Raw genomic sequence first — 13,858 nt, 5'->3', positions numbered from 1 at the left:
CGCGACCGCCGTACGATCCGGGCAGGCGTCTGAGCCGTCATCAGCGGCGAGCCTCGGGAAGAACGGGTGCGGCGAGCCGGCCGCCACCTCACTAGAACCCGACGGGTCCGGCCCGACACAGCCGAAACGAAGCGGTTCCCGCCCCGGGCGGGAGCAAGCGAGGTGGTACCGCGGTCAGCCGATCGTCCTCGTGGTGACAGCCCGAGTCGTACGACGCACCGCGAGGAGCACCCAGATGGCCTACCCGAAGGTCTCGCACACCGACGCCCGAGGCGTCGCCGGCAGCCCGCGCTTCCCCGAGATCGAGGAGGCGGTGCTGGCCTACTGGGAGGCCGACGACACCTTCCGCGCGAGCGTCGAGCAGCGGGAGGCGGGGCCCGACGGCGCCAACGAGTTCGTCTTCTACGACGGCCCGCCGTTCGCCAACGGCCTGCCGCACTACGGCCACCTGCTCACCGGCTACGTCAAGGACCTCATCCCGCGCTACCAGACCATGCGCGGGCGCAAGGTCGAGCGCCGCTTCGGCTGGGACACCCACGGCCTGCCCGCCGAGCTCGAGGCGATGCGCCTCAACGGGATCAAGACCACCGACGAGATCGTCGAGCTGGGCATCGAGAAGTTCAACGAGGCCTGCCGCCAGTCGGTGCTGAAGTACACCGGCGAGTGGCGCGACTACGTCACCCGCCAGGCGCGCTGGGTCGACTTCGACAACGACTACCGCACGATGAACCCCGAGTTCATGGAGTCGGTCATCTGGGCCTTCAAGCAGCTGCACGGGAAGGGGCTGGTCTACGAGGGCTTCCGCGTGCTGCCCTACTGCTGGCAGGACGAGACCCCGCTGTCCAACCACGAGCTGCGGATGGACGACGACGTCTACCAGATGCGGCAGGACCCCGCCGTTACCGTCGGCTACCACGTCACCACGCCCGGCGACTTCGAGGGCGTCAAGGTGCTGGTGTGGACGACGACGCCGTGGACCCTGCCCTCCAACCTCGCGGTCATGGTGGGCGAGGACATCGACTACGTCGTCGTCGGGTCCGACAAGCCCACCGGCAGCCTCGAGCGCTACCTGCTCGCCGAGGCGCGCCTCGCGTCCTACGCCCGCGAGCTGGGCGAGGACCCGGAGGTCACCTGGCGCGGCACCGGCGCGGACCTCGTCGGGCTCGAGTACGCCCCGCCGTTCTCCTACTACGAGGGCCACGAGCGCGCGTTCCGGCTCGTGCCGGCCGAGTTCGTCACGACCACCGACGGCACCGGGCTGGTGCACACCGCCGGCGCCTTCGGTGAGGACGACAAGGTCGTCACCGACCGCGAGGGCATCGAGGCGGTCATGCCGGTCGGCAAGGACGGCCGGTTCACCTTCCCGGTCACCGACTACGAGGGCCTGCAGGTCTTCGACGCCAACCTCCAGATCATCGACCACCTCAAGGCCGCGACCCGTGGCGACGGCGCGACGGGCTCCGTCACGCCCGGCACGGTGCTGGTGCGCCGCGAGACCTACGACCACTCCTACCCGCACTGCTGGCGCTGCCGGCAGCCGCTGATCTACAAGGGCGTCTCGTCGTGGTTCGTCGAGGTGACCAAGGTCAAGGAGCGCCTGATGGCGCTCAACCAGGAGATCCGCTGGGTGCCCGACCACATCCGGGACGGCCAGTTCGGCAAGTGGCTGGAGAACGCCCGCGACTGGTCGATCACCCGCAACCGGTTCTGGGGCAGCCCGGTGCCGGTGTGGAAGTCCGACGACGAGAAGTACCCGCGCGTCGACGTCTACGGCTCGTTCGAGGAGATCGAGCGCGACTTCGGCCGGCTGCCGCACGACGTGGACGGCAACCCCGACCTGCACCGGCCGTACGTCGACGAGCTGACCCGGCCGAACCCCGACGACCCCCGCTCGCCGGAGGAGGGGCAGTCGACCATGCGCCGCGTCACCGACGTCCTCGACGTCTGGTTCGACTCGGGCTCGATGTCCTTCGCGCAGGTGCACTACCCGTTCGAGAACAAGGACTGGTTCGAGCACCACTTCCCGGGCGACTTCATCGTCGAGTACATCGGCCAGACCCGCGGCTGGTTCTACACGATGCACGTGCTCGCGGGCGCGATCTTCGACCGTCCCGCGTTCTCCACGTGCCTGAGCCACGGCATCGTGCTCGGCAACGACGGCCAGAAGATGTCCAAGAGCCTGCGCAACTACCCCGACGTGCGCGAGGTCTTCGACCGCGACGGCGCCGACGCGATGCGCTGGTTCCTGATGTCGAGCCCGATCCTGCGCGGCGGCAACCTCGTCGTCACCGAGCAGGGCATCCGCGACTCGGTGCGGCAAGTGCTGATCCCGCTGTGGAACAGCTGGTCGTTCTTCACCCTGTACGCCAACGCCGCCGACGGCGGTGCCGGGCGCGAGGCCACGTGGCGCACCGACAGCGCGCACCCGATGGACCGCTACATCCTGGCCAAGCTGCGCGACCACGTCGCGACCATGACCGACCAGCTCGACAACTACGAGGTGGCCGCCGCGTGCGACAGCACGCGCGCCTTCCTCGACGTGCTGACGAACTGGTACATCCGCCGCTCCCGCGACCGGTTCTGGAGCGAGGACGCCGACGCGTTCGACACCCTCTACACGGTGCTCGAGGTGGTCTGCCGGCTCACCGCGCCGCTGCTGCCGCTGACCACCGAGGAGGTCTGGCGCGGGCTGACGGGCGAGCGGTCGGTGCACCTCACCGACTGGCCGGCCGTCGACGGCCTGCCGGCCGACGACGCGCTGGTGGCCTCGATGGACACCGTCCGCGACGTCTGCTCGGCCGGCTCGGCGCTGCGCAAGGCCGCGAACCTCCGCAACCGGCTGCCGCTGTCGGGGCTCACCGTCGTCACCGACACCGACCTCACCGGGTTCGACCGGCTGGTCGCCGACGAGCTCAACGTCAAGTCGGTCACGCTCCTCGCGGCCGACGCCCCCGAGGCGGCGTCGTACGGCGTCTCCCAGCGGCTCACCGTCAACGCGCGCGCCGCCGGACCGCGGCTCGGCAAGGACGTCCAGCTGGCGATCAGGGGCTCGAAGTCCGGCGACTGGTCGGTCGCCGAGGACGGCACGGTGACGGCCGGCGGCCTCGAGCTGCTGGCAGGGGAGTACGCCCTCGAGACCGTCGCCGGCACCGCGGCCGACGACACCGCCATCGGGATGCTGCCGGGCGGAGGCTTCGTCGTCCTCGACACCGCCGTGACGTCCGAGCTCGAGGCCGAGGGCACCGCCCGCGACCTGGTGCGCGCCGTCCAGCAGGCGCGCAAGGACGCCGGCCTGCAGGTCAGCGACCGGATCCGGCTGACCCTCGCCGGGCCAGCGGAGACCATGGCCGCCGCCCGCACGCACGAGGCGCTGATCGCCGAGGAGACGCTCGCGACCGCGGTGTCCTACGCCGATGCGCCCGAGCTCGGCATCGACGTGACCGCGGACGGCGTCGGGGGCTGAGCGCGAGCGGCGCGCCACACGGGCACGCGCGCACGTACACAGGACACGCACGCACGGGGAGGGGGCGACCGGACCGTGCACCACCACCGCCTCGACCCTGGGGCCTGGAGCGACCGGCTACGGGCCCGTCGACCGCGGCCTGCTCGGCGCGCTGCGGTCGGCCCGGAGCGCCCGGCGACGGGGAGCGCGGAGCGGCTGGTTGAATCGGGGCCATGCCTGAGCTCGACCTCTCCGCCGACGTGGTGACCCTGACCCAGCAGCTCGTCGACATCGAGTCCGTCAGCCACCGGGAGCAGCAGATCGCGGACGCGGTCGAGGCGGCGCTGTCCGGCCTGCCGCACCTGGTCGTCACCCGCCGGGGCCACACCGTCGTGGCGCGCACGGAGCTCGGGCGGGACGAGCGCGTCGTGGTGGCCGGCCACCTCGACACGGTGCCGCTCAACGACAACCTGCCCTCGCGCCTCGAGGACGGCGTCCTCCACGGGCTCGGCAGCTGCGACATGAAGGGCGGCGACGCGGTGATGCTCAAGCTGGCCGCCGACGTCACCAGCCCCAACCGCGACCTCACCTACATCTTCTACGAGGCCGAGGAGGTGGACTCGGTCCACAACGGCCTCCGCAAGCTCACCGAGAGCGACCCCGACCTGGTGCAGGCCGACTTCGCGATCCTCATGGAGCCGAGCAACGCCGCGATCGAGGCCGGCTGCCAGGGCACCATGCGCGTCGACGTCCGCACCACCGGCGAGCGCTCGCACAGCGCCCGCAGCTGGAAGGGCGTCAACGCCATCCACCTCGCCGGCCCCGTGCTCGCCCGGCTCAACGAGTACGTCCCCCGGCGCCCGGAGATCGACGGCCTGACCTACCACGAGGGGCTCAACGCCACCGGGATCCGCGGTGGCGTCGCGGGCAACGTGATCCCCGACGAGTGCGTCGTGGAGGTCAACTTCCGCTTCGCGCCCGACCGCAGCGAGAGCGACGCGGAGGCGTTCGTGCGCGACTTCTTCGAGGGCTACGACGTCAGGGTGACCGACATGGCGGGCGGGGCGATGCCCGGTCTCGACCGGCCCGCGGCGAGGGCGTTCGTCGAGTCGGTGGGCGGCGAGGTGGCACCCAAGTTCGGCTGGACCGACGTCGCGCAGTTCACGCGACTGGGGATCCCGGCGGTCAACTTCGGCCCCGGCGACCCGATGTACGCCCACAAGCAGGACGAGCACGTGCCCACCGAGCACGTCGAGCGGTGCGAGCGGGTCCTCAAGGAGTGGCTGGCATGACCGACCGACGAGAGCACCTGTCGGGCCGGCGTCCCGAGCACCGCGTCAAGGGCCCGGTCATCGAGCGCCGCGGCCAGGTGGACGAGGGAAGCACCACCGACCAGCGCCTCCTGGACTCGCGCGGCCCGAGCGACTGGGTGCACACCGACCCGTGGCGGGTGCTGCGCATCCAGGCGGAGTTCGTGGAGGGGTTCGGTGCCCTCGCCGAGCTCGGGCCGGCCATCGCGGTCTTCGGGTCGGCGAGGACGCCGGCCGACCACCCGCACTACGCCGTCGCCGAGGAGGCCGGCCGCAAGCTGGTCGAGGCCGGGTTCGCCGTCATCACCGGGGGCGGACCCGGCGCGATGGAGGGCGCCAACAAGGGCGCGTCCGAGGCCGGCGGCGTGAGCGTGGGGCTCGGCATCGAGCTGCCGTTCGAGTCCGGGCTCAACCAGTGGGTCGACAAGGGGATCAACTTCCGCTACTTCTTCGCCCGCAAGACCATGTTCGTCAAGTACTCCCAAGGCTTCGTCGTCCTGCCCGGCGGGCTGGGGACGCTCGACGAGCTCTTCGAGGCGCTGACCCTGGTGCAGACCCGGAAGGTGACCTCGTTCCCGATCGTGCTGATCGGCACGGAGTACTGGCAGGGGCTCCTGGGCTGGCTGCGCGAGACGGTGCTCGCGGAGGGCAAGATCAACGCCGCCGACCTCGACATGATGGTCCTCACCGACGACGTCGACGAGGCCGTCGAGCTGATGGTGGCCGCCCGGGAGGACCGGTGGCCCACGCCGGCTCCCGAGCGGCCCGAGTGAGGGGAGTGGTCCGCCGATGACGTGGCTCTTCGCCGCGCTGGTCGTCCTCGCCATGGGCGGCGTCGCGATGGTGGCGTCCGGCCGCGGCGGGTCGATGCCGCCGGCGTACGACGACCGTCCCGACGTCGTGCTGCCGACCGACCGCCCGATCGGGCCCGACGACCTGCGCGCCGTCCGCTTCCCGCTGGCGGTGCGTGGCTACCGGATGTCCGACGTCGACGCGCTCCTGGCGCGCCTCGCCGCCGAGATGGAGGACCGCGCGTCGGGGGCGCCGGACGCCGACGGCCCGTCTGGCGAGGCACCGCGCGACTAGGGCAGACTCCGCGACCATGTCGTTCCCGACCGCCGTGTGGATCCTCACCGGACTCGCCGCCGTGGTGATCGTGCTGACCCGCCTGCGCCTGGGCCGCGACGGAGCGGCCGGCCGGTTCTCGATCAGCCGGCGGCTCCCGACCGCGCACTTCGTGGCCGGGATGCTGGCCCTGGTGCTGTGGCTGGGCGTGCTGGTGGCCCCGGAGGACTCCTTCGTCGGTGGACCGCTGGTGGGGATCGCCGCGATCGCGCTGTGGTGGATCACCGCCCTGTGCGGCCTGCTGATCCTCGCGCGGTGGCTGCCGGCGAGGGGACGCCACGTCCCCGAGGCCGCCGGCGACTCCTGGAGCAAGGGCCCGGGGCTGTCGCTGCTCGCCCACCTCGGGATGGTGGCCGGTGTCCTCGTGTTCACCTACGCCTACCTCGACGCGGCGGTCTGATGCCCCGCCCCGGTGCGTACCCCGCCTCGCTCGCGCTGCTCCTCACCGGGCTCGTCGCCGGTCCGGCTGCGGTCGCACCGACGGGCGCCCGCGCCGTCGAGGCCGCGCCGGCGCCCCGCCCGGCGGTCGTCGAGGTCCGCACCATCGGCCACTCGGTCGCCGGCCGCCCGGTCCGCGCCTGGCGCCTCGGCGAGCCCGGGAAGCGACGCGTCGTCCTCGTCTCGACCATGCACGGCGACGAGCCGGCCACCCGCCGGATCCTGGAGGCGCTGCGCGACGGCCGTCCCGTCCGCGGGATCGACCTGTGGGTGGTGCCGACGTACAACCCCGACGGCCTCGCGCGCGGCACCCGCCGCAACGCCCGCGGCGTGGACCTCAACCGCAACTTCCCGCACCGCTGGGCCGACCTCGACGGCAGCCACGAGTCCGGGCCGCGGCCGGGCAGCGAGCCGGAGACCCGGGCGATGATGGCGTTCCTGCGCCAGGTCGACCCGCGCCGGGTGATCAGCTTCCACCAGCCGCTGCACGGCGTGGACACCGACACCAAGGACCCCCGCTTCGCCCGGCGGCTGGCGCGGGCGCTGCGGCTGCCGCGCACGTCGCTCGACTGCGGTGGGCTGTGCCACGGCACCATGACGATGTGGTTCAACCACCGCTTCGCCGGCTCCGCGCTGACCGTCGAGTACGGCGGCCGGCCCTCGCGGCACCGGATGGGCGTCGCGGCGCCCCGCCAGCTGCTCCGGGTGCTCGGCGCCCACCGGACCCGCCGCTGATCTTCGCGGGTGGGCGCCGGTCCGCATGACGCTTGGCCGTGGGCGGGGGCTGCGTCATACGAAGCGGCACGTACAGGCGCCGGTCCGCATGAAGCTTGGCCGTGAGCGGGGGCTGCGTCATACGAAGCGGCACGTATAGGTACCGGTCCGCATGACGCTGGCGCCGGCCCGGCGGCCACCCGCCGCTGATCCGTGGAGCTCAGCGGCCGCGGAAGGCCGGCTCCGCCTTGGCCACGAACGCGTCGACCGCGGCGAGGTGGTCCTCCGTGGCGCCGGTGAGGGCCATCCGGTCGGCCTCGAAGGCGAGCGACTGCTCGAGCGGGTGGGCCGCGGAGTACGCCACCGCCTGCCGGATGGCGCCGTACGCCACCGTCGGGCCCGCCGCCAGCCGGGCAGCCAGCTCGGCGACGGCGCGCGGGAGCTCCTCGGCCGGCACCACCTGCGTGGCCAGGCCCAGCTCGAGCGCCTCGTCGGCGCCGACCGTGCGAGGGAAGTAGAGCAGCTCCATCGCCTTCGCGCGCCCCACCAGCCGCGGCAGGGTCCAGCTCGAGCCGGTGTCGCACGACAGCGCCACCCCGGCGAAGGAGGTGTTGTATCCGGCGGAGTCGGCCAGGACCCGGAAGTCGGCGGCGAACGCCAGGCTCGCCCCCGCGCCGGCCGCGACGCCGTTGACGGCGGCGACCACCGGCTTCGGCATCGTGGCCAGCGCCTGCACGATGGGGTTGTAGTGCTGCTCGACGGTGCTGGAGAGCGGCACGGCGGCGTCACCCTTGAGTCCGGCCAGGTGCTCCTTGAGGTCCTGGCCGACGCAGAACGCGCGGCCGCTCCCGGTCAGCACCACGCACCGCACCTCCGGGTCGGCGGCGACGTGGTGCACGGTGTCGCGCAGGAGCTCCTTGGTGGCCACGTCGAGACCGTTCATGGCGTGGGGCCGGTTGAGCGTGATCGTGGCGACGGCGTCCTCGACGTCGAGCAGGACGGGGGGCGCGTCGGTGGCGGGCGGCGGCGTCATGGGGGCAGTCTGCCCGACGGGCGACACGGGTCCGCGCGCCCTGTGGTGCCGATCACGCGGGGGATGGGGGATAATGGGCGCCGTACGACGCCGATCGGGGTGGCCAGGCACGACTCAGCCGCCTCGATTCGCATGTGAAGAGCCACATCCACTGCTGGCTGGACAGGAAGAGGTGCGCCGATGGCCGCCATGAAGCCCCGCACGGGCGACGGACCGCTCGAGGTGACCAAGGAGGGGCGCGGCATCGTCATGCGCGTCCCGCTCGAGGGCGGTGGGCGGCTGGTGGTCGAGCTGAACGCCGAGGAGGCCACCGCACTCGGCGACGCCCTCAAGGACGTCGTCGGCTGATCGTGCCCACCACCGCGCTCCCGACGCAGGTCTCGCCACCCGAGTTCGCCCTCAGCCCCAACCTGCCGCACCAGATCGGCGGCGCGGAGGTGTGGGCGTTCCCGGTGCTGCCCGACGAGGCCGGACCGCTGCTGGGTCCGGGCGCCGACGAGGCCGCCGAGGCCCTCGGGATCGACCTCCTCGGGGCGCTCGAGGCCGCGCGTGCCACCGGCCGCACCGGCGAGGTGACGACCGTCCCCGCGGGCGACGACGTCGGCCTCGTGCTGCTGGTCGGCGTCGGCGACGCCACCGTGACGGACTTCCGGCGGGCGGGAGCGACGCTCGCCCGGGCGACGAAGGACCGCGCCAGCGTGGTCTCGTCGGTCGCCGCCATCGCCCCCGACGAGGGGCTCGCCGCGTTCGTGGTGGGCGCCATGCTCGGCTCGTTCTCCTTCCACTGGCGCTCGGCCGGCCCGAAGGAGCGACCCGTCGCCCGGATCGTGCTGGCCGGCGTCAGCGACGACGGCGCCGACGACGAGCTGGCCCGGGCGCTGGCGCTGGGCGGCGCCGGGTGGCGCTCGCGCGTGCTCGCCACCGTCCCGGCCAACCTCAAGACGCCGGCCTGGCTCGCCGAGCAGGCCGTCGAGGTCGGCGAGGCGTCCGGGCTCGACGTCACGGTCTGGGACACCGCGCGGCTGGAGGCCGAGGGCTTCGGCGGCATCCTCGCCGTCGGCGGCGGCTCGGCCCACGAGCCCCGCCTCATCCGCATGGACTACACCCCGCGCGGCGCCTCGAGGAGGACGCCCACGGTCGTCCTCGTCGGCAAGGGCATCACGTTCGACAGCGGCGGCCTCGACATCAAGCCCAGCGAGGGCATGCTGACGATGAAGCGCGACATGAGCGGCGGCGGGGCGGTCATCGCGACCATGGGCGCGCTCCGTGACGTCGACTGCCCGGTCCGCGTCGTCGGCCTCGTCCCCGCCGCGGAGAACGCCGTCAGCGGGTCCGCGATGCGCCCCGGCGACGTCATCACCCACTTCGGCGGACGCACCTCGGAGGTCAACAACACCGACGCCGAGGGCCGCCTCGTCCTCGCCGACGCGATGGCGTACGCCGTCCGCGAGCTTGCGCCGGCCGCGCTGGTGGACATCGCCACCCTCACCGGCGCCATGAAGGTCTCGCTGGGCCAGTGGACCGGCGGCTACTTCGCCAACGACGAGGCGCTCGCCGGGCACGTGGAGGCCGCGGCGGCGGCCTCCGGCGAGAACGCGTGGAGGATGCCGCTCGTCGCCGACTACGAGGAGAAGGTCGCCTCGCGGATCGCCGACGGCGACAACGCCGCCGGCGGGGCGGGGGCCATCACCGCCGCCCTGTTCCTCCAGCACTTCGCCGGCGACGTGCCGTGGGCGCACCTCGACTTCGCCTCCGCCGCGGAGTCGCCGGCCGAGCGCTACGAGTGGACCGCCGGCCCCAGCGGCTGGGGCCCGCGCCTGCTGCTGTCGTGGCTGGGCTCCGACGACCCGCTCGCCGGGGTCTCCTGATGCTCGGCCTCACGGTCCGCTGGTCGCTCGTCGGTGCGCCCGAGGGCACGGAGGACCGGCTCGCGTCCTACGTCGCCGAGACCTCGCACGCGCGCTTCACCGACATGCCCGGGCTGCGCTCCAAGACCTGGCGCCAGGTCCCCGGCCAGTGGTTCGAGGGCTGCTACGTGTTCGCGAGCAGCCGGGAGCGCGAGGAGTTCCAGCGCACGTTCACCGAGGGGGCCGACGAGTCGCCGGGCTCGCAGATCATCGGCACGTCCCCGGTCCTCATCGAGGCGTGCGACGTCGTCGCCGTCGCCGAGGGCGGAGCGGGCTTCGTGGCCGCGCCGCCGGCCTAGGCCTCGGGCGCCCACTCCTTCTTCGCGGCCAGCAAGCCGTCGCCGACCGGCAGCAGCACCGGCACGAGCGCCTCGTGGTCGAGGACCGCTCGGCCGAGCTCGCGGATCGCGACCGTCTCCTCGTCGCGCTGGGCCGGATCGGCGACCCGGTCGTGCCAGAGCGCGTTGTCGAACGCCACCACGCCGCCCGGTCGCAGCAGGCGCACGGCCTCCGCGAGGTAGGCGGCGTACTCGCGCTTGTCGCCGTCGCAGAACACCAGGTCGTAGTGGCCGTCGGTGAGCCGGGGGAGCACGTCGAGCCCTGCGCCGGCGATCGTGCGGGCCCGGTTGCCGGGGATGCCGGCCTCGGTGAACGTCTCCTTCGCCAGGCGCTGGTGCTCGGCCTCGATGTCGACCGTCGTCAGCACGCCGTCGGAGCGCATGCCGCGCAGCAGCCAGAGTCCCGAGACGCCGGTGCCGGTGCCGATCTCGACGACCGCGCGGGCGTCGAGGACCGAGGCGAGGAAGCGCAGCGCCGCACCCACCCCCGAGCCGACCGGGGCGACGCCGACCTCCTCGGCCCGGCTGCGCGCCGCGGCGAGGACCTCGTCCTCGGCCACGAACGACTCGGCGTAGGACCAGCTCGCGGGCGTGATCGGCGCGGTGTTGTTCGGCACCCGGCGACTCTATCGCGCGGCGACCTCCCGACGTGGCCGGGAACACACGCCGCTCCCCGCTCGTTGGAGTCCTCGTCGGCCACCGGGTGCCCGGACCCGGTCCGGCAGTTCTTGGTCGGAGCGCATGGGGCTCACAGGCAACTCTCAGGCGGCCCTCCTAGCGTCAGGAAGGACAGTGAACCGTTGCAGCTGCGGTCGAGGAAGACGAATCAGGGGGCACCCGTGGGTGACCAGCTCGACACCACCCCGGCCGGGCCGGCCGGAGCCGCGGTACCGACGTGGGACGAGGTGGTCGAGCAGCACTCCGACCGCGTCTTCCGCCTCGCCTACCGGCTGACCGGCAACCGGCCCGACGCCGAGGACCTCACCCAGGAGGTCTTCGTCCGGGTCTTCCGCTCGCTCGACTCCTACACCCCCGGAACCTTCGAGGGCTGGCTGCACCGCATCACCACCAACCTGTTCCTCGACGGGGCCCGCCGCAAGCAGCGGATCCGCTTCGACGCGCTCTCCGACGAGCGCGCCGCGCGGCTCACCAGCCCGGCTCCGGCCCCCGAGCTCGCGGTGGCGGAGCGGACCTTCGACGACGACATCGAGACCGCGCTCGCCACGCTGCCACCCGACTTCCGCGCCGCCGTCGTGCTGTGCGACGTCGAGGGCCTCACCTACGAGGAGATCGCCGAGATCCTGGACGCCAAGCTCGGCACCGTGCGGTCCCGGATCCACCGCGGCCGGACCATGCTCCGCAAGGCACTCGCCCACCGGGAGCCGGCCGCCGGGCGCTCGCGCTACTCGGGACCGGTCGCCCGGCACCCGCGGGGCGAGGTGTCCTGAGATGACGCACCTCGGATCGCGCGTCAGCGCCCTGCTCGACGGCCGGCTCGCCCCCGACGAGGAGGAGCGGTGCTGGGCCCACGTCCACGCCTGCCACGCCTGCCGTGACCTCGTCGAGCAGGAAGGCTGGGTGAAGACCCGGCTCGCCCAGCTGTCCCTCGGTCCCTCGGGGTCGTGCTCGCCGTCGCACGACTTCAAGTCCTCGCTCATGGGACGGTGCTCGTCGCTGCAGCCCGCCTCCGGCCCCGGCGTCGCGGCGACCGGGGCGGCCCACCGGTCCCGGCGAGGCCTCGTCGCCATCGGTGGTGGTGCCGCGAGCGCCTGCGTCGTCGGCGTGCTGGCCCTCGGCGTGGCCAACACCCCGCGGATCGACCCCCGGCCGCCCGTCACCGACCTGAGCCGCCCGACGGGCCCCGTGGCCCCGGTGGTCACGGTCGACGACCGCTCCGCCCGCGGGCCGGTCCCACCCTCTCGGACGCCCCTGGCCGACCGGCTCGTGGCGATCCGGGAGAAGATTGCTCCGTGAGCGACGACCAGCGGCCCGACGAGCAGCCCCTCGGCCGGCCGGCAGCCGACCCGACGGGGTCCGACGAGCCGACGCAGCCGCTCGCCGGCTGGCGCGGCCCCACCTCCGAGTCGGCGTCCGGGACCGACGCGGGCGCCGATGCGCAGACCGATGCGCAGCCCGATGCGCAGCTCGGGCACGACGGGATGCTCGCCGGACCGCCGCCCGGACCGGCTGCCGGACCCTCGGTCGCGCCGCCGGCTGCCGTCCCGGCTGCCGGCCCGGCCGGCGAGCCGGGCCCGCCGCCCCACCGCGGCAGCTACGGCGAGCCGCCGCCCGCGACGGTCGCGTACCCAGCCGCCGCGGGCGCGCCCCAGCACGGTCTCGCGCAGCGCCCGGACCCCGGTCCGCAGCAGCAGCCGCCCGGCTGGTTCCGCCCCGGACCCCGCCCGCCGTACGCGCCCGGACCGGCTCGCCCCCGGAGGCTGCCGCTGTGGGTGTGGCCGGCGGTCGCGTGCCTCGCGCTCGTGGTGGGCGTCCTCGGCGGCCTCGCCGGTGGCGCGCTGCAGGACGAGCTTTCCTCCCCGCGCGGCACCAACGACAACGGCCTCAGCGGGGTGAGCACGCGCACCGCCGCGCCGCTCCAGGCGGACAACGGGTCCGTCCCGGCCGTCGCCCAGGCGCTCCTGCCCAGCACGGTCCAGATCCTCGCCGAGTTCGACGGCCAGTCCGCCGGCGCCACCGGGTCGGGCTTCGTGCTCGACCGGCAGGGCCACGTCGTCACCAACAACCACGTGGTCGCCTCGGCTGCCGAGGAGGACGGCCCGATCGTCGTCATCGACCACTCCGGCGCCCGCCACGACGCCACGGTCGTCGGCCGCAGCCCGGTGTACGACCTCGCGGTGCTGGCGGTGGACGGCGCCGAAGGCCTCGAGCCCGCGGCGCTGGGGGCGTCGCAGGTGCTGCACGTCGGTGACCCGGTGGTCGCGTTCGGTGCGCCGCTCGGGCTGAGCCAGACGGTGACCGCGGGCATCGTCAGCGCGCTCGACCGTCCGGTGACCACGTCGGGTGAGTCCGACGACGACTCATCCTACATCAACGCCGTCCAGACCGACGCGGCCATCAACCCGGGCAACTCCGGTGGCCCGCTGGTCAACCTCGCGGGCGAGGTCGTCGGCGTGAACTCCGCCATCGCCACCACCGGCGGCGCGTCCGCGGAGTCGGGCAACATCGGCGTCGGCTTCGCGATCCCCATCGAGCAGGTCCGCACGACCGTCGACCAGATCCTGCGGACCGGCCGCGCGGAGTACCCGGTGATCGGCGCCCAGGTGCGCACCGGCGGGGAGCCCGACGCGGAGGGCGCGACCATCACCGAGGTCCTGCCCGACACCCCCGCCGAGCGGGCCGGGCTCGAGAAGGACGACGTGATCGTCGCCGTCGACGACCAGCCGGTCAACGACGGGATCGCGCTCATCGTGGCCATCCGCACCCACCTGCCCGGGGAGACCGTCGAGATGTCGGTGATCCGCGGCGGCGAGGAGCGCGTCGTCGAGATCGAGCTCGACGGCAAGGTGGGGTGACGCGGCGCGGCCCCGCGC

At 73.6% G+C, this 13,858-nt stretch carries 14 protein-coding genes; 12 read left to right on the top strand and 2 right to left on the bottom strand.

Annotation, left to right across the window (positions count from 1 at the left end; translation table 11 throughout):
• The first annotated feature begins 235 nt into the window (after positions 1 to 235).
• From ileS to J3P38_RS03815, 6 genes are all read left to right on the top strand, one after another.
• Positions 236 to 3,463 (top strand): isoleucine--tRNA ligase, encoded by a 3,228-nt coding sequence (gene ileS / locus J3P38_RS03840; RefSeq protein ID WP_210502724.1) that lies wholly within the window; start codon positions 236 to 238, stop codon positions 3,461 to 3,463.
• A 212-nt stretch (positions 3,464 to 3,675) separates the two neighbouring features.
• A complete protein-coding gene (gene dapE, locus J3P38_RS03835) occupies positions 3,676 to 4,734 on the top strand; it encodes a succinyl-diaminopimelate desuccinylase (protein WP_210502723.1) in 1,059 nt (352 codons plus the stop codon).
• Positions 4,731 to 5,525, top strand: a complete 795-nt coding sequence (locus J3P38_RS03830; RefSeq protein ID WP_210502722.1) for an LOG family protein — start codon at positions 4,731 to 4,733, stop codon at positions 5,523 to 5,525. Before dapE ends, J3P38_RS03830 begins: the two co-directional genes overlap by 4 nt.
• A gap of 16 nt (positions 5,526 to 5,541) precedes the next feature.
• Positions 5,542 to 5,838: a DivIVA domain-containing protein gene (locus J3P38_RS03825; protein WP_210502721.1), complete on the top strand. Its 297-nt coding sequence runs from the start codon at positions 5,542 to 5,544 to the stop codon at positions 5,836 to 5,838.
• A 16-nt stretch (positions 5,839 to 5,854) separates the two neighbouring features.
• Complete coding sequence (locus tag J3P38_RS03820; protein WP_210438533.1) at positions 5,855 to 6,277, top strand: hypothetical protein; 423 nt, start codon at positions 5,855 to 5,857, stop codon at positions 6,275 to 6,277.
• Positions 6,277 to 7,050, top strand: a complete 774-nt coding sequence (locus tag J3P38_RS03815) for a M14 family zinc carboxypeptidase (RefSeq protein ID WP_210502720.1) — start codon at positions 6,277 to 6,279, stop codon at positions 7,048 to 7,050. Before J3P38_RS03820 ends, J3P38_RS03815 begins: the two co-directional genes overlap by 1 nt.
• 199 nt (positions 7,051 to 7,249) lie before the next feature.
• Here J3P38_RS03815 and J3P38_RS03810 read toward each other — a convergent pair whose 3' ends face one another.
• A complete protein-coding gene (locus J3P38_RS03810) occupies positions 7,250 to 8,062 on the bottom strand; it encodes an enoyl-CoA hydratase/isomerase family protein (protein ID WP_210502719.1) in 813 nt (270 codons plus the stop codon).
• A 180-nt stretch (positions 8,063 to 8,242) separates the two neighbouring features.
• Here J3P38_RS03810 and J3P38_RS03805 point away from each other — a divergent pair, with 180 nt between their 5' ends.
• From J3P38_RS03805 to J3P38_RS03795, 3 genes are read left to right on the top strand one after another with little or no spacing between them, the layout of a single operon-like run.
• Complete coding sequence (locus J3P38_RS03805; RefSeq protein ID WP_210438530.1) at positions 8,243 to 8,410, top strand: DUF3117 domain-containing protein; 168 nt, start codon at positions 8,243 to 8,245, stop codon at positions 8,408 to 8,410.
• A gap of 2 nt (positions 8,411 to 8,412) precedes the next feature.
• Positions 8,413 to 9,930 (top strand): leucyl aminopeptidase family protein, encoded by a 1,518-nt coding sequence (locus J3P38_RS03800; protein WP_210438529.1) that lies wholly within the window; start codon positions 8,413 to 8,415, stop codon positions 9,928 to 9,930.
• Positions 9,930 to 10,268 carry a hypothetical protein gene (locus tag J3P38_RS03795; RefSeq protein WP_210502718.1) on the top strand — a complete coding sequence of 113 codons (339 nt, stop codon included), beginning with the start codon at positions 9,930 to 9,932 and terminating at the stop codon, positions 10,266 to 10,268. The genes J3P38_RS03800 and J3P38_RS03795 overlap by 1 nt, the downstream gene beginning before the upstream one ends.
• Here J3P38_RS03795 and J3P38_RS03790 read toward each other — a convergent pair.
• On the bottom strand, positions 10,265 to 10,924 hold the full coding sequence (locus J3P38_RS03790) for an O-methyltransferase (RefSeq protein WP_307807690.1): 660 nt from the start codon (positions 10,922 to 10,924) through the stop codon (positions 10,265 to 10,267). The two genes, J3P38_RS03795 and J3P38_RS03790, sit on opposite strands and share 4 nt — an antisense overlap.
• Positions 10,925 to 11,146: 222 nt before the next feature.
• Here J3P38_RS03790 and sigE point away from each other — a divergent pair, with 222 nt between their 5' ends.
• From sigE to J3P38_RS03775, 3 genes are read left to right on the top strand one after another with little or no spacing between them, the layout of a single operon-like run.
• The gene (sigE, locus tag J3P38_RS03785; protein ID WP_210502717.1) at positions 11,147 to 11,755 is read left to right on the top strand and encodes an RNA polymerase sigma factor SigE; all 609 of its coding nucleotides are present in this window, start codon (positions 11,147 to 11,149) and stop codon (positions 11,753 to 11,755) included.
• Position 11,756: 1 nt separating this feature from the next.
• Complete coding sequence (locus J3P38_RS03780; protein ID WP_210438526.1) at positions 11,757 to 12,281, top strand: anti-sigma factor family protein; 525 nt, start codon at positions 11,757 to 11,759, stop codon at positions 12,279 to 12,281.
• On the top strand, positions 12,278 to 13,840 hold the full coding sequence (locus J3P38_RS03775) for a S1C family serine protease (RefSeq protein WP_210502716.1): 1,563 nt from the start codon (positions 12,278 to 12,280) through the stop codon (positions 13,838 to 13,840). Before J3P38_RS03780 ends, J3P38_RS03775 begins: the two co-directional genes overlap by 4 nt.
• Positions 13,841 to 13,858: the final 18 nt, after the last annotated feature.

The organism is Nocardioides xinjiangensis, from assembly GCF_017916455.1.
Classification (GTDB): domain Bacteria; phylum Actinomycetota; class Actinomycetes; order Propionibacteriales; family Nocardioidaceae; genus Nocardioides; species Nocardioides xinjiangensis.
The sequence above is the reverse complement of the archived record's forward strand: the minus strand, read 5'-3'. Positions and strand labels throughout refer to the sequence as shown.